The sequence below is a fragment of the Candidatus Paraluminiphilus aquimaris genome, assembly GCF_026230195.1.
In the GTDB taxonomy this organism is placed as follows: Bacteria; Pseudomonadota; Gammaproteobacteria; order Pseudomonadales; family Halieaceae; genus Luminiphilus; species Luminiphilus aquimaris.
Genome location: NZ_CP036501.1, coordinates 937,344 through 960,576, shown reverse-complemented (window position 1 = coordinate 960,576; position 23,233 = coordinate 937,344). Strand labels below are relative to the sequence as shown.

The 23,233-nt window shown below is 53.6% G+C and carries 20 protein-coding genes; 5 read left to right on the top strand and 15 right to left on the bottom strand.

The features are described 5' to 3' along the window. Positions 1-70 precede the first annotated feature (70 nt). Positions 71-1,210, bottom strand: coding sequence for a LamG domain-containing protein (locus E0F26_RS04405; protein ID WP_279242836.1), 1,140 nt, complete (start codon positions 1,208-1,210; stop codon positions 71-73). A gap of 313 nt (positions 1,211-1,523) precedes the next feature. Further along, positions 1,524-2,702, bottom strand: coding sequence for a CaiB/BaiF CoA transferase family protein (locus tag E0F26_RS04400; protein ID WP_279242835.1), 1,179 nt, complete (start codon positions 2,700-2,702; stop codon positions 1,524-1,526). A gap of 230 nt (positions 2,703-2,932) precedes the next feature. On the opposite strand from E0F26_RS04400, the gene E0F26_RS04395 reads away from it, so the two are divergent. Next, the gene (locus E0F26_RS04395; protein ID WP_279242834.1) at positions 2,933-3,433 is read left to right on the top strand and encodes a helix-turn-helix domain-containing protein; all 501 of its coding nucleotides are present in this window, start codon (positions 2,933-2,935) and stop codon (positions 3,431-3,433) included. 187 nt (positions 3,434-3,620) lie between these two features. Here E0F26_RS04395 and E0F26_RS04390 read toward each other — a convergent pair whose 3' ends face one another. The 11 genes from E0F26_RS04390 to tsaE all read right to left on the bottom strand — a co-directional run bounded on the left by E0F26_RS04390 (position 3,621) and on the right by tsaE (position 15,313). Then, on the bottom strand, positions 3,621-4,415 hold the full coding sequence (locus tag E0F26_RS04390; protein ID WP_279242833.1) for a YdcF family protein: 795 nt from the start codon (positions 4,413-4,415) through the stop codon (positions 3,621-3,623). Next, the gene (locus tag E0F26_RS04385) at positions 4,415-5,701 is read right to left on the bottom strand and encodes an adenylosuccinate synthase (RefSeq protein ID WP_279242832.1); all 1,287 of its coding nucleotides are present in this window, start codon (positions 5,699-5,701) and stop codon (positions 4,415-4,417) included. Before E0F26_RS04385 ends, E0F26_RS04390 begins: the two co-directional genes overlap by 1 nt. After that, positions 5,701-6,870, bottom strand: coding sequence for an ATP phosphoribosyltransferase regulatory subunit (locus E0F26_RS04380; RefSeq protein WP_279242831.1), 1,170 nt, complete (start codon positions 6,868-6,870; stop codon positions 5,701-5,703). Before E0F26_RS04380 ends, E0F26_RS04385 begins: the two co-directional genes overlap by 1 nt. 98 nt (positions 6,871-6,968) lie before the next feature. Next, complete coding sequence (gene hflC, locus E0F26_RS04375; protein ID WP_279242830.1) at positions 6,969-7,841, bottom strand: protease modulator HflC; 873 nt, start codon at positions 7,839-7,841, stop codon at positions 6,969-6,971. Between the two features lie 2 nt (positions 7,842-7,843). Beyond that, positions 7,844-8,992: an FtsH protease activity modulator HflK gene (gene hflK / locus E0F26_RS04370; RefSeq protein ID WP_279242829.1), complete on the bottom strand. Its 1,149-nt coding sequence runs from the start codon at positions 8,990-8,992 to the stop codon at positions 7,844-7,846. A gap of 77 nt (positions 8,993-9,069) precedes the next feature. Then, on the bottom strand, positions 9,070-10,332 hold the full coding sequence (gene hflX / locus E0F26_RS04365) for a ribosome rescue GTPase HflX (RefSeq protein WP_279242828.1): 1,263 nt from the start codon (positions 10,330-10,332) through the stop codon (positions 9,070-9,072). Between the two features lie 44 nt (positions 10,333-10,376). Next, on the bottom strand, positions 10,377-10,619 hold the full coding sequence (gene hfq / locus E0F26_RS04360; protein WP_009469913.1) for an RNA chaperone Hfq: 243 nt from the start codon (positions 10,617-10,619) through the stop codon (positions 10,377-10,379). Positions 10,620-10,710: 91 nt separating this feature from the next. Next, positions 10,711-11,613: a tRNA (adenosine(37)-N6)-dimethylallyltransferase MiaA gene (gene miaA / locus E0F26_RS04355; protein WP_279242827.1), complete on the bottom strand. Its 903-nt coding sequence runs from the start codon at positions 11,611-11,613 to the stop codon at positions 10,711-10,713. After that, positions 11,614-13,467, bottom strand: coding sequence for a DNA mismatch repair endonuclease MutL (gene mutL / locus E0F26_RS04350; RefSeq protein ID WP_279242826.1), 1,854 nt, complete (start codon positions 13,465-13,467; stop codon positions 11,614-11,616). Beyond that, a complete protein-coding gene (locus tag E0F26_RS04345; protein ID WP_279243193.1) occupies positions 13,467-14,774 on the bottom strand; it encodes an N-acetylmuramoyl-L-alanine amidase in 1,308 nt (435 codons plus the stop codon). Before E0F26_RS04345 ends, mutL begins: the two co-directional genes overlap by 1 nt. A gap of 56 nt (positions 14,775-14,830) precedes the next feature. Beyond that, positions 14,831-15,313, bottom strand: coding sequence for a tRNA (adenosine(37)-N6)-threonylcarbamoyltransferase complex ATPase subunit type 1 TsaE (gene tsaE / locus E0F26_RS04340; RefSeq protein ID WP_279242825.1), 483 nt, complete (start codon positions 15,311-15,313; stop codon positions 14,831-14,833). On the opposite strand from tsaE, the gene queG reads away from it, so the two are divergent. Then, complete coding sequence (gene queG, locus E0F26_RS04335; RefSeq protein ID WP_279242824.1) at positions 15,294-16,475, top strand: tRNA epoxyqueuosine(34) reductase QueG; 1,182 nt, start codon at positions 15,294-15,296, stop codon at positions 16,473-16,475. The genes tsaE and queG overlap by 20 nt on opposite strands. A gap of 34 nt (positions 16,476-16,509) precedes the next feature. On the opposite strand, the gene orn is transcribed toward queG, so the two are convergent. Then, positions 16,510-17,049, bottom strand: a complete 540-nt coding sequence (gene orn / locus E0F26_RS04330) for an oligoribonuclease (protein WP_279242823.1) — start codon at positions 17,047-17,049, stop codon at positions 16,510-16,512. A 58-nt stretch (positions 17,050-17,107) separates the two neighbouring features. Between orn and rsgA the strand changes: the two genes are divergently transcribed. Together rsgA and E0F26_RS04320 are read left to right on the top strand one after the other, a co-directional pair. After that, entirely contained in the window at positions 17,108-18,079 is a 972-nt protein-coding gene (gene rsgA / locus E0F26_RS04325) for a ribosome small subunit-dependent GTPase A (RefSeq protein WP_279242822.1), read from the top strand. A 27-nt stretch (positions 18,080-18,106) separates the two neighbouring features. Beyond that, positions 18,107-19,114, top strand: a complete 1,008-nt coding sequence (locus tag E0F26_RS04320; protein WP_279242821.1) for a hypothetical protein — start codon at positions 18,107-18,109, stop codon at positions 19,112-19,114. A 125-nt stretch (positions 19,115-19,239) separates the two neighbouring features. On the opposite strand, the gene E0F26_RS04315 is transcribed toward E0F26_RS04320, so the two are convergent. Further along, positions 19,240-20,676, bottom strand: coding sequence for a PhoH family protein (locus E0F26_RS04315; RefSeq protein ID WP_279242820.1), 1,437 nt, complete (start codon positions 20,674-20,676; stop codon positions 19,240-19,242). A gap of 505 nt (positions 20,677-21,181) precedes the next feature. Between E0F26_RS04315 and E0F26_RS04310 the strand changes: the two genes are divergently transcribed. Continuing rightward, a complete protein-coding gene (locus E0F26_RS04310) occupies positions 21,182-23,191 on the top strand; it encodes a VacB/RNase II family 3'-5' exoribonuclease (protein ID WP_279242819.1) in 2,010 nt (669 codons plus the stop codon). Positions 23,192-23,233 lie beyond the last annotated feature (42 nt).

Below are 23,233 nucleotides of genomic sequence, written 5' to 3'. Positions count from 1 at the left end.
ATGCCACATCACGTTATCGAGGCAATATTAGTCAGGAGATTTTTAATTGCGTGTGGTTTTTGCCAGGCGGTCAGAGGGCTGAACAGGGAACGATGCGATTGTAATCTGTGAGCGTCGCCTTTCCGCCCAGCACCCCAAAGTTCTTTCCGGACTCATCAAAAGGCAGGAGCAAAAGCGTACTATTATCCGAAACGAACTCCTCCGTTGGGGGCGTAAAACTCTCGGAGTAGCGCACTGTGCTGCTGATCCGAACCTCATCCATAAGGCCATTAAAAACCTCATAATAGCCATCGCAACAGTTGTTACCGCCAATCGCAATATTCTGATAACCCAACTGCGCCGGACGACCGCGCATCGCTTCTTCGCCCGCCATCACGCCGTCAATGTATAACCGCATAACTTGACCATCGAATGTGCTGGCAACATGTACCCATTGGTCTTTAGGAACCGGCGTATTTGAATATAACGCGCGTACATGATTCAGCGTGCCATCAACGGAGAACCAGGCTTTAAGCAACCCTTCGCGATTAACCGAAAGGCGATACTCGCGTCCCCGAGCGTTGCCAGAGTACTTGTCCACCAAGATCCCAGAGCGAACATAGCCTTTAGTGAATACGCGCGCCTCTATAGTAAAACTCTCATCGAGATACAGCTCTTGCGTACCGTCAATCGTCATTGCCTGTGAGCCTCGAAAGGGATCAAAATCCGCCACGGCATCACAAAATGGCGAGCCATCTGTCAAAACTGAGGGGCTATTACAAGCCGCCGGAGCGCCACGACAAGCATCAACAATCTCAGGTGACAAACTATTGGCCTCAGATGAAACTGAGTCGCCATCCTCCACCGTCACCGTTGGACTTGCGACTGCGACCGCTGACACACCGTCGTCGCCAATGGTTATAGCGAGGTCCAACTCAGCCTCGCCTGGCTCTTGGAGGGTGAGCCGATACTGCCCTGGTACCGGCTGAAACGGGAGCTGCAACTCGATAGCCCGAACACTGGTATTGGTCACCCTAGGCAGAAAGGGATAAGACGCACCTTCTGCGCCAAAGGTCACCCGAGTGTTCGCCGAATCAAAGAAGCGCCCGTAAACCGTTATTTTTGAACCGTCGATACGCACTTGGTCAATCTGCTCTGCATGATCCGCCCACACAAACTCACTGAATAGAACCAGTAATAGACATGCCCAGAATGTTGACGATTGTTTCAAACGAGTACACCGGTGTAACAAGGACTTAAAAGTCAGGCTTAAGCAGACACTCTACTGCCCCCGCTAGGCAAGATTTCGTGACAAATACCTCAAACATACTGATGAGAAAACGACAAATGTTGCAGTGCAACCACGGCCTAGGTCGCATGACACAGGACACGAGTCACGGGAGCGTTTCCACAACAATACGGGCTCCGACCAAAACACGGTCGACGACCTGCGGCGTTATTATAGCGCATTGCTACAGCGATATAATAATGCACCAGCGCACCGACAAAAGTCGCTTTGCGCCGCCGACCCCTCGATCAATGGGCTAGGTTATTACGGCGTTGTTTCTCAGGTGTTGAACTCGCTCATCGCTTAGGCCAAAACTCTCTAGAACACTATCCGTGTGTTGTCCGTGGGTGGGCGCACCCCTTCCCGGCTCAAGCCTCTCACCCCCAAAGAGGGGCGGTGACAGTACCCGCCGCGACAAACCAGCAACCGGATGATCATAAATTTCAACCGTGCCGTTCGCTGCAAGCTGTTCTTGTGAGAGAACTTCCTCTCGCGTCATCACTTTTGCACAAGGAACATCGGCTAGCCGCAGACGGTCGACCATATCGTCGCACGTCAATCCAGCGCAGCGTGGGGCAACCAGTGCCTTTAATTCTCTGATATTGCGAATCTGATTTTCAAACGAGTCAAAACGCGGATCTTCGAGCAACTCTGACATATCGATTGCCGTTAAAAACCGCCTTTGAATCTCATAGCTACCTAACGAAATAATCACACTGCCATCACTGCATAGCCACGGGTCGTACAGGATATCGATCAGCATGGGGCCACGCTCGTGGTCGTCGCTGAGCAACGTATCGTTTTGAAAACCGTCTAGGAAAATGAAGAACAAGCCAGAGTCGATCATCGACAGGTCCAAGTGTTGACCTTCTCCCACCCGCTCACGCATAAACAGCGCGCTGGTCACAGCCTGACATGCGGTATAGCCGGTGATTTTGTCGCACAACAATGTCCGCATAAACGCAGGCTGATCGCCTCGCCCCTGAGCCGCAGCAACACCCGCATGTGCCTGGATCATTGGGTCGTAAGCCGGCGCGCCACTGAGGGGACCCTTCGTGCCAAAACCTGAAATCGCTGTGTAGATTAGCTTTGGATTAATCGATCGCAAGCACTCTGAGCCAAGCCCGAGCTTATCCATAACACCGGGCCTAAAGTTGTGGATGACGACGTCAACAGAGGGAATCATTGCTTTAATGGTTTCAACGCCCTCAGCCGATTTTAAGTCGATACGGAGGGATTCCTTACCGCGATTGCAGTTAGCAAAGAGTGCGGAGATATCAGCCTTGCGCGCACCGATGTAGCGCATGGGATCACCCATTTCCATTGGCTCGACTTTGATTACGCGCGCCCCTTGCTCGGCCATCATCATGGAAGCGAGCGACGCCGTAATCATCGTGGAAAACTCAAGAATGGTGACGGACTCAAGCGGTTTCATACCAGTACCTATACGTTATTTTTCTTTATTACTGACACGCTAGTTGCGCGCTAGCTCACAATCAAGTGAAACCTGCGAGTTCGCCGCTTTGCTCGAAAACGAATCCCATAACGAGCATCAAACGGCAGTCATCCGCGTGAGATCAAATGTGATCAGCGACTTTACTGCAGAGATAAAACGAGTAACGTTGGACAGACCCAAGGACGGGTAACAACAACAAGGACGTCATTATGAGAGTAAACACTCTAACCGCCGGCGCATCTGCGTCAAAAGAACACCCAGGCACCAGCGCTCACTTCCCACAACTTGCATGGGGTAACGGCCAAGAGGTTTTTGCACTTAGGCTAAGGCAGAGCCCGCCACAACCGCCCGAGCGACTCTTCACGTTTATTGAGGCACCGAATCCTCGCAACCTTTCTCAAACCACCCTTAGAGTGATCGACGCCTTGCTTATTGGCGACTTGAGCCGCATCCGGTCCGACACCTTGTCAGACAGCCTGCGAATCAGTCCAACTACCCTCAGGCGCCGTTTACGTCGAGATTCATTGACCTACCAGCAAATCCTAGACGCCGTGCGGCGCTATCGCTGTGAGGAAACCTTGGCTAGCGATTGGGTTCCAGGCAAATGCCTTGCTTGGGAGCTCGGTTACGCAGAGGTCAACAGTTTTTACAGGGCTTTCCGACGCTGGACTGGCTACAACTACAGCGCACTTAAGCTTCTACTGACCTAGTAACGGCCCGCAAGACGGGTGTGCGCAGAGCAAGAAATACTGAAGTGTGATCTGTGTAGTAGGGTGCCTGCAATTATCGCGTTTTACGCGCCGGCAATGACGGCTATAGATCGCGTGGCTAGATGAAATAAAGCGTACTAAGTATTCGTGCTTCGCGAGACACAGCTCGCCCCTTTGCCATTATGTCTTAGTCGGCGACCTCTACCGTATCGTCCGTTGTCGATTCAAAACTGCCCAGTTGCTTACCAACCCAGTAGCCTACCCACTCGTGAATGGCAGCAGTCGACGTATCGAGATGTTTGATTTGCGGCATCCAGCCGGGCACGGCGCCGGGGTACCGCGCGACACGATGATCTGTTGGCGCCGCAGTAACCTTGAAGCCATAGGCGGCGAAAAGTGCTGAGGCACGCCGCATATGCACAGAGGACGTCACAAGCAACACGTGTTGAGCATTTGCCTTTGCCATAGCCGACACTTCTCGGGCATTTCCCTCGGTGTTTAAGCTCTTTTCTTCCAGGCTAATGGCGGCTGCAGGCACACCCAAGCGCTCCAACAAATCGCTCATACGGCGCGCTTCTGAGACAGGACCGTTAGTGGCGCCTCCACTGACCACAATCTTTGCGGCCTTGTTTGCATGCCAAAGTTCAGCGGCTGAGACGACACGATCAGCGGCATGATTCAAATCACCCCAGCGCCCGAAATAACCCTCGGCCTCAATCCCTCCGCCCAAGACAACAATAATATCGCCCTCTGGCAACTCCTCGGGCGAAAACGCGGGATAGCGGGCTTCAAGCGGCTTGGCAAGTGCCTCCACCCCAAACTCGGTCGAGGGGTAATAGAGCACCGCGAGCGCAAAAAAGGTGTAAAGACCGGCTGCAGCACGGTTGCCACGCAGCTGACACAGCAGCGAGAGACCAACCAGGAATACGCCCAATGAGAGTGGGTAGACAAAAAGCGAGAGAACTTTCGTCAGCGTGAACATCAGGCGTAAGGATTCCTCAGTACGATCGTCTCTGCACGATCGGGCCCTGTGGAAATAATGTCAATGGGTGCGCCGACCAAGGCTTCGAGCCGCTTTATATAGCTCACTGCCGCCGGGGGAAGGTCTTCTACCCGCTGCGCGCCAACAGTGGACTCTGTCCAACCCGGTACTTGCTCATAGACGGGATGCAGATCGTCATAATTTTCAGCTCCCCCCATCATCTCGTTCCCCTGCGCATCGGTATAGCCAACGCAAATCGAGATCTGCTCGAGGCCATCAAGAACGTCGAGTTTGGTCAAGCACAGCCCCGAAATAGAGTTAATTTGAACGGCGGCTTTCAGCGCAACTGCATCGAACCAACCGCATCGACGAGGACGCCCAGTCGTGGCGCCGAACTCGTTACCGCGTTCAGCAAGCCGCCGACCGACATCGTCAAAAAGTTCTGTTGGGAAAGGGCCCGAACCGACCCGAGTCGTGTACGCCTTAGTAATACCCAATACGTAGTCAAGATAAAGTGGACCAAAACCCGAACCGGTCGCCGTTCCACCCGCTGTGGTGTTTGAGCTCGTAACGAAAGGATACGTCCCGTGGTCGATATCCAGAAGTGAGCCCTGTGCTCCCTCGAACATAATGTTCGCACCTGCTTCACGGTGCTCATGGAGGCGCGTCGTGACGTCTGCCATCATAGGCAGCAACTGTTCAAACTCTTCAAGCGCTGTTGCCAACACCTCGTCAAAATCGAGGGCCTCAGCGCCGTAGTAATGCACTAGCGAATGATTGTGGTAGTCGAGAACTTCGCGAAGCGTATCTGTAAATCGCTTTCGGTCTCTCAGATCCCCAAGGCGAAGTCCGCGTCGTGCAACCTTGTCCTCGTAAGCAGGTCCGATGCCCCTGCCAGTGGTCCCGATTTTCTTCTTGCCACGCTTTGCTTCACGCGCCTGATCTAACGCTACGTGGTAGGGAAGAATGAGTGGGCACGCCGAAGAGATTTTAAGCCGCTCTCGAACCGGAACACCTCGCGCCTCAAGCTGCTTAATCTCCTTCAAGAGCGCCTGAGCTGAGAGCACAACACCATTGCCGATGAGACACTCAACACCCTCGCGAAGAATGCCCGAGGGCGTCACATGCAAGACGGTCTTCTCACCGTCTATGACCAGTGTGTGGCCTGCGTTATGTCCGCCCTGGAAGCGAACCACGGCAGCCGCCTGCTCAGTGAGCAAGTCAACAATTTTGCCCTTGCCCTCATCACCCCACTGCGTGCCGAGCACAACCACATTACGACCCATTATTTTTTCTCCACTGGCTTTAACAGCCATTTTCCTTCAATTCGAACAAGTTGCTGTGAACATCGGGGATCAATGATATCTCCGAGGGACTTAATAACGATGGCACCGGTGCGTCTCAAGTCTGCCTCTTGAACAAGCAGCTCACTGCAATCAACGGCCGGCGAGGCCACGTAGCTACCGCCACTAACGGGCATCTCAGCGAGCACGGACCACGCTTTCAAATCAATCGCAAAGCCCGTTGCAGGGCGCGAACGACCAAAGGCTTCCCCAACACCATCGTAGCGGCCGCCTTTTGCAATCGGGGCGCCCAATTCTTTTGCATACAACGCAAACACAACCCCTGAGTGATAGCGGTAACCATGTGCCTCAGTCAGATCGATGTAAATATTGACGTCCGCGTAGCGATCGCAGCAGGCCAATACTGCCTCGAGCTCGTCCATCAGCGAATCGACGCCCGGCACGTCTGCAAAACCTTGTCTCGCCAGCGAGAGGATATCGCGCCCACCATGCATACTTGCAAGTAGACGCACTCGCTCGCGCTCATCTACTTGGGGCAGCGTCATTACGAGACGCTCTAATTCAGAAGACGCCTTGCGTGCCAGCAGCGAGAGAACCTCTTCTCGCTGGTCAGGACTAAGCGTAGTGGTGTCCAGCACAAGATCACAAAACGCGACGTGACCTATATCAAAAGTCACCCCCGACAATCCATTTTGGGTGACCAACGACAAGAGTAAATTTACAACCTCTGTGTCCGCTTCGATGTCAGCAGAGCCAAAAATTTCCGCACCCAGTTGCACAGGGCTGCGATCCGCTGGTATCGAGTTGGCTACGCTTTTTAGCGTCGACCCGGCATAACTGAGTCGAGTAACGCCCTCGCGACCCAAACTATGCGCGTCAATCCTGGCCACTTGAGGGGTGATGTCGGCGCGCACAGCGAGGGTTTTGCCGGTTTCTCGGTCAGCGAACTTACAGGTGAGCTCATCAAGATCCGCACCCAGTCCCACAAGAAGCGAATCGGTAAACTCCACCAGCGGGGGAACCACGTACTCGTACCCCCATCCGGTGCAGATATCGAGGAGCCTTCGACGGCAATGCTCAACACGGCTCGCCTGTTCAGGCAAAAGCTCATCGATCCCATTTGGGAGCAACCATCGTGTTGTGTCACTCATGTCTTAGTTCCAAGCTATAAAAGCTGAGGTAGTGCGCGCAAAAAAAAGGCCGAACCCGCGTATTATCACCGGTACGGCCTTAGATATACAGTGGAAGATTACTTCCCTGCTTTGGGATCTCTTAAATACTGGAAGAACTGACTATCAGGCTGGAGGAGCATGATGTCGCTGCCAGTAGAAAAGGTCTGCTGATAGGCGTTGAGACTTCGTGTGAATGCATAAAACTCGGGGTCGCGATTAAACGAGTCAGCATAAATTCGAGTAGCCGTCGCATCACCATCACCACGGATGATTTCCGCATCTCTAACCGCTTCCGCCTCAATCACTGTTACCTTTCGGTCGGCCTCGGCTCGCATGCCTTCAGCAATCTCCTTACCTTCCGAACGAAGTTCACGCGCTTCCTTTTCCCGTTCGGCATTCATCCGGCGATAGACCGACTGCGAGACCTCATTCGGCAGATCGATCTTTTTTACGCGCACATCAATGACCTCTATACCGAGCTCAGCCAGTACGGTCTCATTCAGTCGCGCTTTCACCGCTTCCATCAATTGATCACGTTCACCCGACACCACCTCTTGAACGGTGCGACCCGCCACCTGGTTACGCAGGTCATCGTTGATCCGCTGTGACAGGAGAGCGGCAGCGCGGAACTCCTCGCCACTGGTTGCCGTGTAATACTTAGCAGTATCGACCACACGGAACTTCGCGTACGAATCGACGATGAGTTGCTTCTGCTCCTGTGTAAAGAAACGCTCAGGAGTCGAATCAACGGTCAGAATCCGTCCGTCGAATTTCCGCACCGAATTCACAAAGGGCGTTTTGAAGTGGAGCCCCGGCTCAAGGTCCGATTTCACAACCTCACCAAACTTCAGAAGAACGCCTCGCTGCGTCTCGCTAATGACATATACCGAATTGCTCAAGACGATAAAGCCCAAGAACAAGAGGGTTCCAAGTAAATTAGATCTAGACATGATTAGCGCCCTCCTCGTCCATTTCGGCTTCCAAGATCACGGCGAAGTTGCTCCGTTACCGCATCGGTAACCTCTCTCAACTGCTGCGATGACAACCCGCGGTTTACCGCTGAACCTGGGGTCGCCGAATTCCCACCACCGGGGACCAACTTATCGAGCGGTAGATACATCATGTTATTGCCGCCCTCTACGTCGACCATTACCTTGCTTGTATTGGTCAAAACAGATTCCAGTGCATCGATGTAGAGTCGCTCGCGCGTTACTTCAGGTGCTTTTTCATATTCAGAAAGTAACTGATCGAAACGCTGCGCTTCACCCGTAGCCTTAGCGATGACTTGCTGTCGGTAGGCCTCGGCCTCCTCCTTAATACGCTGTGCACGACCCCGCGCCTCTGGAACGATGCCGTTAGCGTAGGACTCAGCTTCGTTCTTCACGCGCTCCTCATCCTCACGCGCTTTAATCACGTCGTCGAATGCTTCTTGCACCTGCGAGGGTGGGCTGGCGTCGTCGATGTTAACCTTTTGCACCGTGATGCCCGTCGTGTAGGCAACGAGGTATTGCTGCAGCCTGTCACGCACTTCCACCGCAATCTCAGCTCGACCTTCCGTTAACACCAAGGCCATGGTGCCGTCACCAACAACGTGACGCAGTGCACTTTGCGCCGCATGCTGGAGTGATCGCTCCGGGTCACGCACTTCAAGAACGAAGTTTTTGGGATCGTTAATGACGTACTGCACCGACATGCTGACATCGACGATATTCTCGTCTTGCGTCAACATCGTCTCGCGAAACTGTGCAGCGCGGACCTGTGTGATATTCACCCGGCTTATCGTATCGATGCCGCGGGGATACCAAAACAAACCCGGCTGTGCTGTGCGGTTATATTCACCCAGTCGCAGAACCACTGCCCGCTCCTGTTCGCCTATTTGCGTAAGGCCCATGAGGCCCCAAACCGTTACAGCGATGATCGCAAGGATGCCGATCAAGCCACCGGCACCTTTTGAGCTACCACCGCCGGAGCGCCCACCGAAGAGACCGTTTAACTGATCTTGGAGTTTTCGCAACGCCTCATCGAGATCCGGCGGTCCTTGATCTTTCCCGCCCCAGGGATCGCGCTGGCGGTTACCGCCACCGGGCTCATTCCATGACATAGTCGTTTCCTCGGTTAAATATGCACACAGTCTAACAAAAGCTTATAGATTGGGGGCCTGTCATTCACTTTCAAGGCCTAAATTCCGTGCTGCTGTTTCAAACGCGCCCAATCAGCGTCCGGCAAGTGCAGATTTAAAGTGCTGTTACCGTTGTCCAGCCACTCCTCCGCCTGAATAGCACCCAACTCATACAAGGCCGCTCTTAGCTTACCCTGCATGGGGGTTATCTCTACACATCCGGTGAAAAAGCGCCCCGCCAGACGCTCACCAATCGCATCGCGGAGCAAGTCGAGACCCTCCCCCGTTTTCGCGCTCACAGACACCGTATCGGGTGTTCCATCGCTGTCACGCGTTATCCGGGGCTCACGTTCCAACAAATCAATTTTGTTGTACACAACAAGCTGAGGTATGTCGCCAGCGCCGATTTCCTCGAGAACAGACTCAACCTCCGTTTTTAAAAACGCTCTATCATCTGCGGCCACATCGATGACGTGTATCAAGAGCGACGCGTTCAGCGTCTCTTCCAGCGTCGCTCGAAATGCCTCCACCAAAGTGTGTGGGAGGTCGGCAATAAAACCGACAGTGTCAGCAATAATAACGCCGCCCAAGCCCTCAACTTCGACACGCGCCAACGTTGGATCGAGTGTGGCAAATAGCTGATCAGCCGCATAGACACCGGACTCAGACCACGTGTTAAACAGCGTCGATTTACCCGCATTTGTGTACCCCACCAACGATACCAGCGGCACCTCTGCGCGCTGCCGCGCCCGGCGATTTTGAGCTCGCTGTTGCCGCACTTTATCTAACCGCGATTCGATGGTGCTCACGCGTGCGCGCAATAAGCGCCGATCCGTCTCGAGTTGCGTCTCACCCGGGCCACGCAGACCAATTCCGCCTTTCTGACGCTCGAGGTGAGTCCATCCGCGAATCAAGCGCGTGCTAACGTGTTTCAATTGCGCAAGCTCCACCTGCAGCTTGCCCTCATGGGTACGCGCACGTTGCGCGAAAATATCGAGGATTAAACCCGTGCGGGCAATGACGCGACACTGGAGATACGCCTCTAGATTACGTTCCTGGCTCGGCGATAGTGCGTGGTTAAAAACGACGAGCTCGGCCTCCGCATTGGCGACCTCTTCAGCGATCTCATCTAGCTTCCCTTGACCCACAAAATATTTCGCCGTGGGCGTGCGGCGGGATCCGCGAACAACAGATGCTGGCTCGCCGCCCGCAGAGCGAACAAGCTCAATAAATTCGCCTAGATCAGGCTCATTCGCACCACCATCGATGGCGATTTGAACAAGTACGGCGCGTTCGCCACCCGAGTGGAGTTCAAAAAACATTGACGTTCGCTACGCGTTTAACAGCGCCGCGTTCAGACTCAATGTTATGCAGCCTCTTCCTCGTTCGCCGCGATGGGGATACGTACATTGCGTGCGGGGACCACAGTTGAGATAGCGTGCTTGTACACCATTTGCGAAACGGTGTTTTTGAGCAGCACGACAAATTGATCGAACGACTCGATTTGGCCTTGAAGCTTGATGCCGTTTACGAGGTATATGGATACCTGAACGCGCTCTTTTCTGAGTGCGTTGAGGTAAGGGTCTTGTAGCGTTTGCCCTTTTGACATGGGTGCTCCTTAAAATGTCAGCGGCCGCAAAAAACGAGGCGGCCCAATATCCCCAAAATTGGGGGCGCGTAGTCTACTACGACAGCGGTGCCTACAGGTAGTTCCGAAACCGCGCTTTGACCTGCTCTTGTACATCTTTTGCGCCGCTGTCTAACCAGTGTAGACCAGACCAGCCGCGAAGCCACGTAATTTGACGCTTAGCTAACTGCCGAGTTGCCGCAATGCCCTTTTCTCTGGCGATTTCAAGCGAATACTCCTGCGACAAATGTGACCAAAGTTGTCGATACCCCACCGCACGAACAGCCGGTAAATCGACGTGCAGATCGCCACGCTGATATAGCGCTGCAACTTCCTCAAGGAACCCGTTGGCAAGCATGTCGTCGAAGCGATGCTCGATCCGCTCATGCAGGGTGCGTCGCTCTGCAGGTGCCAGTGCCACACAAATAGCAGCTCGCTTTTGTCCCTGGGAGCGCTCACGCCACTGACTCATGGGAACCCCAGTTTGACGGTACACCTCGAGCGCCCGAGATATCCGCTGGCTGTGATTCGGATGTAAGGCTTCGGCGGTTATCGCATCAACTACCTGCAACCGCCGGTGCATTTCTGGCCACCCTTGCTCGATTGCCTCTTTCTCGATTGCTGCACGAACATCAGGGTCGGAAGCCGGCATCTCCGAGAGGCCGTCAAGGAGCGCTTTGAAATACATCATGGTACCGCCGACGAAAATAGGCACTTTCCCGCGAGCACGGACGTCTTCAGCTGCCTCCAAGGCACCGTCCACAAAATCTGCTGCCGTGTAGACTTCCAACGGATCACGAATATCAATGAGATGATGAGGGTAATCGGGTTGAGCGGCGCCGATTTCTAAGCCGCGGTATACAAGGGCCGAGTCAACGCTAATCAGCTCGGCATGACACTGTTGTGCAAGTGCAATTGCGGCATCGGTTTTCCCCGCAGCGGTGGGACCCATGATGCAAAGTAGCGGATCTGTCACTTACCGGCCTCGCAAGAACAGCTTATCGAGCTCGTCGTGGCTAAGTTGCACCCATGTTGGTCGGCCATGATTACACTGACCCGAGTTCTGTGTGACCTCCATGTCGCGAAGCAGGGCGTTCATCTCACCAATAGAGAGTGCTCGATTAGCGCGAACGGCACCATGACAGGCCATGGTGGCCAATATCTCGTCGATCCGCGCAGATAATCGATCGCTATGCCCTACCTCAGCCAAATCAGCGAGGACGTCGCGCACCAGTTGCTCTGCGTTATCGCGGGCTAAAATAACCGGGATCTCTCGAATCAAAACACTGTCTTCACCGGCGATTTCAATGACCAAACCCAAACTATCGAAAGCAGAGGAAAACTCCTCAAATGACGCCATTTCAGTGCTCGAAAGATGCAGTGAAATGGGTACGAGCAGCGGTTGCCTCGCGAGACCGTGAGAGGCTCGCGCAGACTTTAAACGCTCGTAGGTGATGCGCTCATGTGCCGCGTGCGCATCGACCAAGACCATGCCATTAGCATTTTGTGCCACGACGTAAGCCCCATGCAAATGCGCCACAGCGAAGCCCAGTGGCGGTACCTCTTCCCCCGACGCAGCTGCCATCGGCGCGGCATCGAGTGGGCGGGACCCGCGAGAGAACGCAGTTTGTGCAAATGACTGAGGCGTTTGAGCGCGCGAATCAGATATCGTGGAGGTGCCGGAACTTGATACCTCGGCATCCGGGTAATCCAGTGCGCCAACCGACAGGTTCCTTGGAACCTCAAGCCCCATCGGTACTTGCTCAAACGAGGAAGTCTCAAGCGCAGGCACAGTGGCGTCATTGGCATGATCCCCCGGTCTGACCTCGGCCAGGGTTCGCCCCAACGTACTAAAAACAAACCCGTGCACAGAGCGGCTGTCACGAAATCGAACTTCATGCTTGGTCGGGTGTACGTTGACGTCAACCCGGTTAGCGTCGAGCTCGAGAAATAATGCATAAGCGGGGTGCCGCCCCCCATACAAAACATCGCGGTAAGCCTGACGAACTGCGTGCGTGATGACTTTGTCCTTTACGACGCGGCCGTTCACAAAAAAATACTGCAAATCTGCTTGCGCACGCGAGAAGGTCGGTAATCCAACCCAGCCCCGAAGCGATAAGCCGTGCGCCACTCGGTCGATAACAACACTTTGATGCGCAAAGGCATCACCGCAAACACCAATGACGCGCCGTTGAAGATCTGAATCTGAAGAACCCGCAGGCAGCCGGTGAATCACTTTGCCGTTGTGCGAGAGCACAAACGCTACATCTGGATGAGCAAGCGCCGTTCGCTTGACCACCTCCTCGATGCGCACGTATTCCGTGCGTTGTGTGCGAAGAAACTTTCGCCTGGCGGGCGTATTGTAAAACAGGTCTCGAATATCGAGAGTGGTGCCAAGTGGGTGAGCTTGCGGCGAGACGCTGACCTGCATGTCGCGCCCCTCACAATAAGCTGCGCGGCCATTCGCGGGTAGATCCGTTGTGTTGGACGTGATCGACAGTTTTGAAACCGAGGCGATAGAGGCCAATGCTTCTCCTCTAAATCCAAGCGTTGCAACAGCCTCTAAATCGTCAATAGACGCAATCTTGCTCGTTGCATGACGTGCGAGGGCCAGCGTCAGGTCCTCTTCAGCAATGCCGACACCGTTATCCGTAATTCGAATTCGCTTAACCCCGCCCTCTTCAATGTCGATGGTAATAACCCGAGCGTGGGCATCGATTGCATTTTCCAGCAACTCCTTCACCACCGAGGCCGGGCGCTCTACTACCTCCCCGGCAGCTATTTGGTTGGCGAGACGATTATCGAGTTGGCGTATTTTAGGCGCAGACATCAGCCGGACTCCGGAAGTCGCAATACTTGACCGACTCGAATCGTACTCGAACTGAGCGCATTGAGCGCGCGCAGATCACCGACCGACACGTCGTAACGACGCGCAATATCAGAAAGTGTATCGCCTCGTGCGACGGTCACTGTTCGAGGGGTGCCAACAGCGTCTGATTTACGGGCAAAAACCGTACCCGGCGGCGGGTAGGCCTCGAACCATCGATCTACACCACGGTAAATAGCCGTGGCCATTTTCTCCTGATAGGAGCCGGTGTTTAGCGACTTTGCTTCCTTGGGGTTTGAAATAAACCCGGTTTCAACCAGTATCGACGGAATATCGGGCGACTTGAGTACTGAAAAAGCGGCCTGCTCGACCTGCTTTTTGTGGAGCCTTGCAAAGCCACCCATCTCCTCCAGCACCTCTTTACCAACGCTCAAGCTTGAATCCAAGGTAGCGGTCATCGACAAATCAGTCAGTACGCCGGCGAGAACGTCGTCCATTTCTGAAACAGCGACACCACCCACTAAGTCCGCCGCATTTTCTTTGTCGGCCAAAAACTGTGCGGCGGTTGATGACGCGCCTCGCCTCGAGAGTGCATAGACCGAAGCGCCATTAGCGGACGGGTGGGTAAATGCGTCAGCGTGAATCGACACAAATAAGTCCGCTTGATGTTTTCGCGCCAACTCACGACGCCCCTTCAAGCTCACGTAATAATCGCCCGATCGAATCATGACTGGGCGGTATTTGGGCGATGCTTCGAGCTTTTTCTTCAGGCGCTGTGCGATCGCCAACACGACGTTCTTTTCTCTGAGCTTGTTGGGTCCCGATGCGCCGGGGTCCTCACCGCCATGCCCGGCATCAATGGCGACGACCACAGGACGACGTGTGTCTACTTGCTCCACTGTTATGGCGGGCACAGCGGGCGGAGCAGTCTTATCGGATGCAGAGATATCATACAAATCGAGCACTAAACGGTGGCCTGTCCGCTCATTAGGCTTCAACTCAAAGCTTGCAGGCTTGATGCTGGAGGCGAGATCAAAAACAACGCGAAGATCTTCGCCGCCCCTTATGCCCGAACGAACCCGCGTTATCGGTGTTCCCTCTAGCGGCAGATCCGTTAGTACGCCCTGTAGGGATGCGCTCTTCACATCAAGAACAAGCCTATCAGGCCCTTTGAGCTCCATTACACTGTGGCTTGTGGGGCCTGTAAGGTCGAGGACGATTCGCGTGTGATCGGGTGCACGCCACAAGCGAACGTCTTTAACTTCAACGCTCGGACTCGCTTTTACCGGCGCAACCAACAGTGCCAGCATGACTAATAACGCCAGCGTGATAAGTAGCGCCTTGCCCCGTAAATTCGCTCCCGCTTTCACGAGCTCGCCCCTTTGAAACTCTCGAGAATACCCACACCCTTTGTTGTGCCTGCGGTGAGTGTGATCTCGCGACCCTCACCTCGCGCAGTAAGAGTGACCGTGACGTCAGGTTTTGGCAACCAACCAGCGCCGCGGCTTGGCCATTCGATGAACAAGATCGCCTCTCCTGCCAAATAGTCTCTGAACCCCAAAAACTCAAGCTCTTCGGGATCCGACAACCGATACAAATCGAAGTGGCAAAAATGCTGGCTATCCCTGAGTGTGTAAGGTTCGCACAAGGTATAAGTCGGGCTCTTTACAGCACCTTCGTGACCAAGCGCCCTGAGAACACCCCGTGTCAGCGTGGTCTTGCCCGCACCCAAATCACCCTCGAGAAACACAACAGCTCCCGGCACAAGCGCGCTACTCAATGTACTCCCCAGCGCAACTGTCTCACTTTCATCGCGTAAGATCGCCAAAATGGGTGGTTCGGTCATCATGCGCGAAGTGTACCTCGCTGCACCCCTTATCTGTCACAATGTTTCGGTGAATACAGCAAACGATAAAGAAATAATAGCCACGATACGCGGCTGGGCGAGCGAACTCGGCTTTCAGGATATCGGCTTTACCGGAGTCGATTTAGGCGAGCACGAAGGCTACCTACAAAAATGGCTCGATGCCGGCTACGAGGGCACGATGTCCTGGATGGCGCGGCACGGGACCAAGCGCAGCCGCCCGAACGAATTGATTCCAGGCACCTGTACGGTAATCTCATGTCGTATGGATTATTTACCCGAGGCCGCTGATTCCTGGCAAGTCATCGCCTCGAGCGAGCGAGGATTCATCTCTCGGTACGCATTGGGTCGCGACTACCACAAACTGATCCGGAGCCGACTGGCGAAACTGGCCGAGCGCATTCGTACTGAACTCGCATCCGGAGAGTTCCGTGCGTTTGTCGACAGCGCGCCAGTCCTTGAGCGCGCCATCGCCGAGCAAGCGGGTATGGGCTGGATCGCGAAGAACACTATGCTCATCAACGAATCGGCAGGATCTTGGTTTTTTCTCGGCGAAATCTACACTGACATTGCGCTTGCGCATTCTGAACCCAAGCGTGAAAAGCATTGCGGCACCTGCACCGCCTGCCTCGACACCTGTCCGACCGGCGCCTTTGTCGCGCCCTTTGTTCTTGATGCTCGGCGCTGCATCTCCTATCTCACCATCGAACACAAAGGCTCCATCGACCCTGCTCTTCGAGCAAAAATGGGAAATCGGATTTACGGCTGTGACGACTGCCAGCTTGTTTGCCCGTGGAATAAATTCGCCTCTCTCAGTAAAGAATCCGACTTTGAACCGCGCGGTGACCTTGCCAACCCAGACTTGGCCTCACTGTTTATGTGGACCGAAGAGGAGTTCGAGCAACAACTTCAAGGATCGCCGATCCGCCGCATAGGGCATGAGAGATGGTTGCGCAATATCGCTATTGCACTGGGCAATGCAGACTCTACAAGCTCCGTTATCGGCGCATTAAAATCGCGAGAAAATGACCCCTCTGAGCTCGTGAGAGAGCATGTGGCTTGGGCGCTGACACAACACGCGGCGCGAGACGATTCATTACAGAGCATGGCAGTGCAATTTGACCCCGCTTCAGATCAATCCCGGTGAGGCAGAGCGGCATAACGGGGAATGCTTGGGTCTCTCAACCTTGGATCAGCTGGCCCCGGTAATACCGTAACTCCTCGATGGACTCCCGAATATCAGCCAGTGCCTCATGTGCATTTTTCTTTGGATGCGCTGGAAGGTCAGGGCGCCAATAGCCAGCGAGTAATTTAAGTGTCGTTACATCGAGATTTCTGTAGTGAAAAAACGCCGCAAGCTCGGGCATGTGCCTCGCCATAAATCGCCTATCTTGGCCGATGGAGTTACCGCACATCGGTGACGTATTGGGCTCAACCCATTCCTTGTAAAATTGGAGCGTCAGCTCTGTTGCCGCCGCCTCATCAAATGAGCTCGCCCGCACACGATCGATCAACCCTGACTCGCCATGCGTTCGGGTATTCCACTCATCCATGCGAGCAAGCGTCGCATCGCTTTGATGAATCGCTATTACCGGCCCCTCTGCCAGCACCTCTAGGTCAGTGTTGGTCACGATGCTGGCGATCTCGATCACGACGTCTTCATCCGGATCGAGACCCGTCATCTCCATATCAACCCAAATCAATCGCTGCTCGTTTTGCATGAGCCCCTACTCCACAAAAATTTCAAATCACGCGTCAGGGACAGGGTACACTGATCGAATGGGAAATCGGCGACTTACGGACAGACAGCGACGGCAAATCGAACAAAATGCGGCTAAACGCAGGGAAAGCTCGTTGTCCGGAGAGGGTGAAGATTCAAACGGAATCATCATCGCCCGGTTTAGCAAAGCAGCCATTGTCATGGATGAAAATAATGACGTGCATCGGTGCCACCTTCGGCCAAACCTCTCGCACCTCGTGGCGGGAGATCGGGTGCTTTGGCAGAAAAACGAGCAGGGAGGCGTTGTCTCAACCCAGCTCGAGCGTCAATCTGAAATAAAACGTCCCGATGTTCGAGGACAGCTTAAAGCGGTCGCGGCAAATGTTGACCTAATCGTTATTGTGATAGCACCAGAGCCCGAGCCCTTTGGTAACTTAATCGATCGCTATTTAGTGGCTGCGTATCTCGCCGGTATCGACACAGTTATTGCACTCAATAAGTCTGATCTCGTTGCAACAAATAAGGAAAGTCGAGCGCTTTTGAAACGCTACGAAACGATTGGGCATACTGTTATCGAGACAGGGCCAGACGACCAGTCGACCAGCGCCCTAAACGATTTACTGGGCGATCAAACAGCGGTCTTTGTTGGTCAAAGCGGCGTTGGAAAATCCTCTATGATCAACCGCCTCATCCCTGACCAAGAACTGCGTGTTGGCGCCCTTTCGGAAAGCGTTCTCAAGGGCAAGCACACAACGACAACAACCGAGGTCTTTTTGCGACCCGAGGGGGGGCTTATTATCGACTCTCCGGGCATTCGCGAGTTTGGGCTGCAACATGTGGCCCCTGAGGATGTTGCGCCGGGATTCAAAGAGTTTCACCCCTACATTGACCATTGCAAATACCGAGATTGTCGACATCTGGTTGAGCAGGGCTGCGCCGTTCTGGCCGCATTGGAGGCTGGCTCTATTTCTAAAGAGCGATATGACAGTTTCGTTAATATTGTAAAAGACATCGATACGAAATCGCACTGAACTCATTTTTTCGCATAGACTAAGATAATGACGACCCAGGGTGTTTTTCTTCGAGCGCTCTTTGCGCACTTGTTGCTCGCAGGCACCTGCGCAGCCTCATCCGCAACCGCACTTGCGGATCCCGCTGCTGTGCAAGAGAAGGCGCCTCAAACCGACGTATTAAAGGAAGACAGCGTCGCACCAAAAGGGTCTGGGTGGGTCGATTCAGGCCACCGCTTCGCGACCGATCAAACCATGGCGCTTACTCGCTGGGTCGACAGCTTCTTTGGTGATATTGAGGGTGACGCGGAAATGGCAGAGTCGCGCCTCAGGGTGAAGCTCAGCAACCAATGGGACGCACGACTTCCCAATCAGAATCGCGTCACCGTTGGCGGTAAAATAGACCTGCCGCGTCTCGCCAATCGCGTCGACCTGGTGTTTAGAGGTGACGACCCCGACGAGCTGATTCGTGGTGATCAAAACGACCCCTCACAGAGTCAGGTAGGTATTCAGGTTAATCTGGATGAGAGTGCCAGCGGCAAGCACCGTACCGACCTCACCGTTGGTCTTTCAAGTTCGGGGCCCAAGCCAGGATTTAAATACCGCTATCACACGGCTTTAAACGCCAATACAGCACTCCGATTTTCACAGCGGGCGCAATACGACCTTGATGACGGAGCGTATGCAACGACGAAGTTGGATGCCGACTATGTCTTATCGGATACCTCTTTGTTGCGAACACAAAATCGTATTTTGTATGGGCGTGACGCAGAGGGAATGGAATGGTCGACGAATTTTGGCCGGGTACGGCAGTGGACTGACACGGAGGGGTTTGAGCGCGCCTCGTTTTTGTATTTTGAGGTGCAAGGCCAAACTAAACCTTACAGCCACGTGAATAACTATCAACTCGGCCTTCGGTTTAGAGCACAGGCGCTGCGCAAGTTTTTATTCTTCGAACTCGAACCCACGTTTAACTATCGTGTCGACGAGCCTTATGCTCGCCGAAAGGGGGCTTGGGCCGTTGAAGCGCGAGTTGAGTTTCTGCTTTTTGACTGAGCAAAAATAGCGAGCGCAAAACATAAGTTAGCACCGTTAACGGGGACGAGCCGCCGAGGTGCCGGGCCGCTCGCACGGACTCGGGATGCCCCCCAAAAAAGACGGGAGGCGTCAGCCCCTTAAAGTCACAAGTTCTCCTCAGCAAATGCCGCGAGTCTTGATCTCACAATGCCATTGATGTGCATGATACCCGCGTGCGGATAGGGCTTCGCTCGCTCAACTAAGTAAGTCAGCCCGGACGTGAGTGGCGATATATATTTGTTGTCGATTTGGGCGAGATTGCCCAAGACAACGATTTTCGAATCGGCACCCACGCGGCTAATGATGGACTTTAGTTGAAACTGCGTCAGACCCTGAGACTCATCGATAATGATGTAGGCGCCATTAAATGAACGGCCCCGCATGAAGTTCAGTGACTTGAATTGAATATTCGCACGTTCCTTAACGTAATCGATGCTGCCAAAGGCACATTCGTCGGCCCCGTGTAAAATTTCGAGGTTGTCGTCAAACGCTGCCAGCCATGGCGCCATCTTCTCTTCTTCGGTACCCGGCAAAAAACCAATCTCCTCAGCCATTGGCGGCGTCGATCTGGCGACAATTAGTTTGCTGAATTTTTTCTGCTCGAGAATAGCGTGCAGACCATAAGCGAGCGCCAATAAGGTCTTTCCAGAGCCAGCCGGCCCAGTCAGTACCGTCATATCGAGATCGTCATTATCCAAGAGGCGCATAGCCATTGCCTGCTCTAAATTCCGAGGGGCCAGCCCCCAGAAACGCTGGTTCATAAGATTGTCACGGCTATCGACGGCCACGTAGACATAATCAGCGTCAACGTGATCAACGAAGGAGATAAAACCGTTGTCGTCGTAGAGAAATTGGTTGGGGTAGGCCTCCGGTAATTCCACGCGCGGAATACGATGTAAGGTGATACTCCCCTCTCGGACAGTATCCACTTCGAGAATGCCATCCCAAAAATCACCCGCACTCTTTTTATACCCTGTGGCCAAGAGGTCGATATCATCGAGTACTCGGTCATGCCGATAGTCCTCAACATGCTCGAGGCCCGATCCCTTGGCCTTAATTCGCATATTGATATCTTTCGTTACAAGACAGACAAACTCGCCCGGATGTTCGCTTTGGTATTTCAAAGCAACATTGATAATGCGATTGTCATTCGCCTGATCTTGAGTGCTGTCCAAAAACGGAACGTTGTCACTCGCATCGAGTAACTGATCGGGGAAAATAGCAAGGCGCCCCAAATCACCCGATAGCGTAGATCCCGGAATATCGACACCCGCTTGGATCGCTTGCGGTGCGGCAGAACCCACAACCTTGTCGATCATCTGAATAGCGATCCGAGCCTCTCTGCTAACCGACTTATCGCGACGGTCTTTGATGTGGTCTAGCTCTTCAAGCACCGTCATAGGGATCACAACGCGATGTTCCGCAAACGCCGTTATCGCTGTCGGGTCATGAAGTAAGACGTTGGTATCCAACACATACGTCTTAATGCCGGCAGGCGCGAGCTTAGATAAGTCATTCGGCAGGGTTACGGATTGCTGCATAGAATCTCCAGGCGCTGAGTTAAAAAACGGATCAGAAACACGTGGGGCACGTCCAAAGAATGTCCCCAACAGCGGACCACAAAATGGTTATAGTGTTTCTTTAGGGGTAACGGAAAGTTGAGCGCCGTAAAGACATCACAGCGTCGGCGGATGGAACGAAGCGTCAAGGCATTAGGTCTCGGCGTCATTACCAATAAGTCGTCCTACTCTCTCCATTTCGGGCCCCTTCAGTAAAACCACCCGCGTATCGCATGTCAATCGGCGTTTGATGAATTTTTTGTTCGGCATAAAAACGTGAAAAATCGCCGTCTGTCAGCTAGGATTTAACTGTGGAAGATGAACTCAACTAAGCGGGTAAAAAAACACCGTGCTGACATTGTGAAATCACCGCTTTTAAGTCAGAACGAAGATACAGGCACCTAACCCGTGTGCACTCACTTCACGCTCTAATGTGAGTGCGAAAACAAGACCGCCGCAAGCATGACGCAAGAGACTCGCCCATAAAATGCTAGATAAAAACGCCCTCTCACAGCTTCAGGGCCTCAAAGATCAAATCGAAGCCGACAAGGAATACGCCGAGGGAATCGTCAAGGCCACGCGTCACCGATTTGGTTTTGTTGTTCTTGATGACAACCGCGAGATCTTTCTTGCACCCGACGAGATGCAGCGAGTGCTTCCTGGCGATCGTGTCTCCATTGTCATAAAGCCGGTAGCGTCAAACGACAAGAAGGCCAAATCCCAGACAGCCGGGGAGTTGGAAAAACTACTGAGCACGAGCGTTGATTGCTTTGTTGGCGAAGTTGTTCAAAAAGGAAAGGCTTTTTTTATCGCGCCCGATGTACCGGAATTAGCCAACTTCACTCGATGGCTGTTTATTCCTCCCAACGCGCGATCTGGCGCTAAACAGGGCGACCTCGTTCAATGTCAGTTGCAACGGCACCCGTTTGGCGATGGCAAACCTGCGGTAAAAGTACTTCAGAACCTAGGTAACATGCATACACCAGGAATCGAGAACGAGTACTGCGCATTGCGCGCGGGCATCGCTCGATACCTGCCAAAAACGTCCGTTCAATCGTTGGACCAGGCATTAAAAACGATGCCTGACACAGCCGCAGCGCGAACAGACTTCACCGCTCTGCCGCTAGTGAGCATTGACGCTGCATCGACTACTGACATAGATGATGCAATCTGCGCCGAGTCGATCGAAGATGGCTGGAAACTCAGTGTGGCGATTGCAGATCCGAGTGCTTTGATCGGTCACTCCAGCTCGATGACAAAAGTTATCGCGGAACGGGGCACGTCGCACTACTTCCATGGCACTGCTATTCCCATGTTGCCTGACTCGGTTTCAAAACCGGCCGCGCTTGCACCCGCCGAAAACCGCCCTGCCATTGTTTGTCAGCTGACAATTGCCGCAACGGGTGAGACCTCAAATGCCTCGCTCGCGCTTGGCACTGTGTGCTCTAAAGCTAAGCTGAGTTACCAAGAGGTCGATGGCATTATTGAGGGCAACACTGACCACGACATGTCAGCAGAGATCGCCACCTTACACGCGTGCTTTCAGGCCCTGAGGTCTTGGCGCGAGCAGAACGAATTAGTGATTGAGCACAGAACCGACTATCGATGGATACTCGATGAGACCAAGCAGATCGGGAGCATTGAGCCTGTCGCAAAACGCACCTCACAAATCCTCGTCGAGGAGTGCATGGTCGCCGCCAACAAAGCGATTGCCAGTGAACTGAGAGCCTCGGATAAGCCCGGACCTTTCGTAACGCATGCCGGCATTCGCCGCGACAAAAGTGATGAGGCAAAAGAGTTCTTAAACCGCTTTCTGCCGGAGATGGCAGAGACAGATTTTTCTACCATCGAGGGCTTCCGCGCACTGATCAATGCGCTAAACGCCGCCACAGATGAACGTCCGCTAAGAGCGATGATTAACAGACTGATGGCTCGAGCCAGCTTCAGTGTTAAAGCGGCTCCGCATATGGGAATGGCGGTTCCCCTCTACACAAACGGCACCTCGCCTCTGCGAAAGGCGCTCGACTACTGCGTGCATCTTCAGCTCAAAGCGATGCTTGGAGATACGTCCGTAACACCCGCTCAAGCGACAGTCTTTGATGCGATTAACCAAGCCAGCGCAAAAAATCGCCAGGCGGTCAATACAGCTCAAAACTGGCTTACGTGTAACTTCCTGAACAAGCTTGCAGCAGGGGGAGAAAATCAGTTCGACGCGTCTGTCGTTCACATCAACACCTCCGGCTTCACCGTCCGGCTCGACAAAAATGGCTTAGAAGGCGTCATCGATTTGCGTAGCCACAACGATAAGTTCAGTTTTGATAAATGGGAGATGTCGCTCAAAAGTAAAAACGCACGTTTTGTGCTGGGGCAACAGATTAGGGTCGAGTACCAGCCGACAGAAAAGCCTCGTGGCACGCAAGCGGCTTTTTCGATTTTGGCATCAAGCTCAGTCACTGCATCGGACTCCGGTGCCACTGATGACACACAAAAAACCTAAACCCGAGGGCTAACACGCCTTTCAAACCATCTCGTTCGCAGG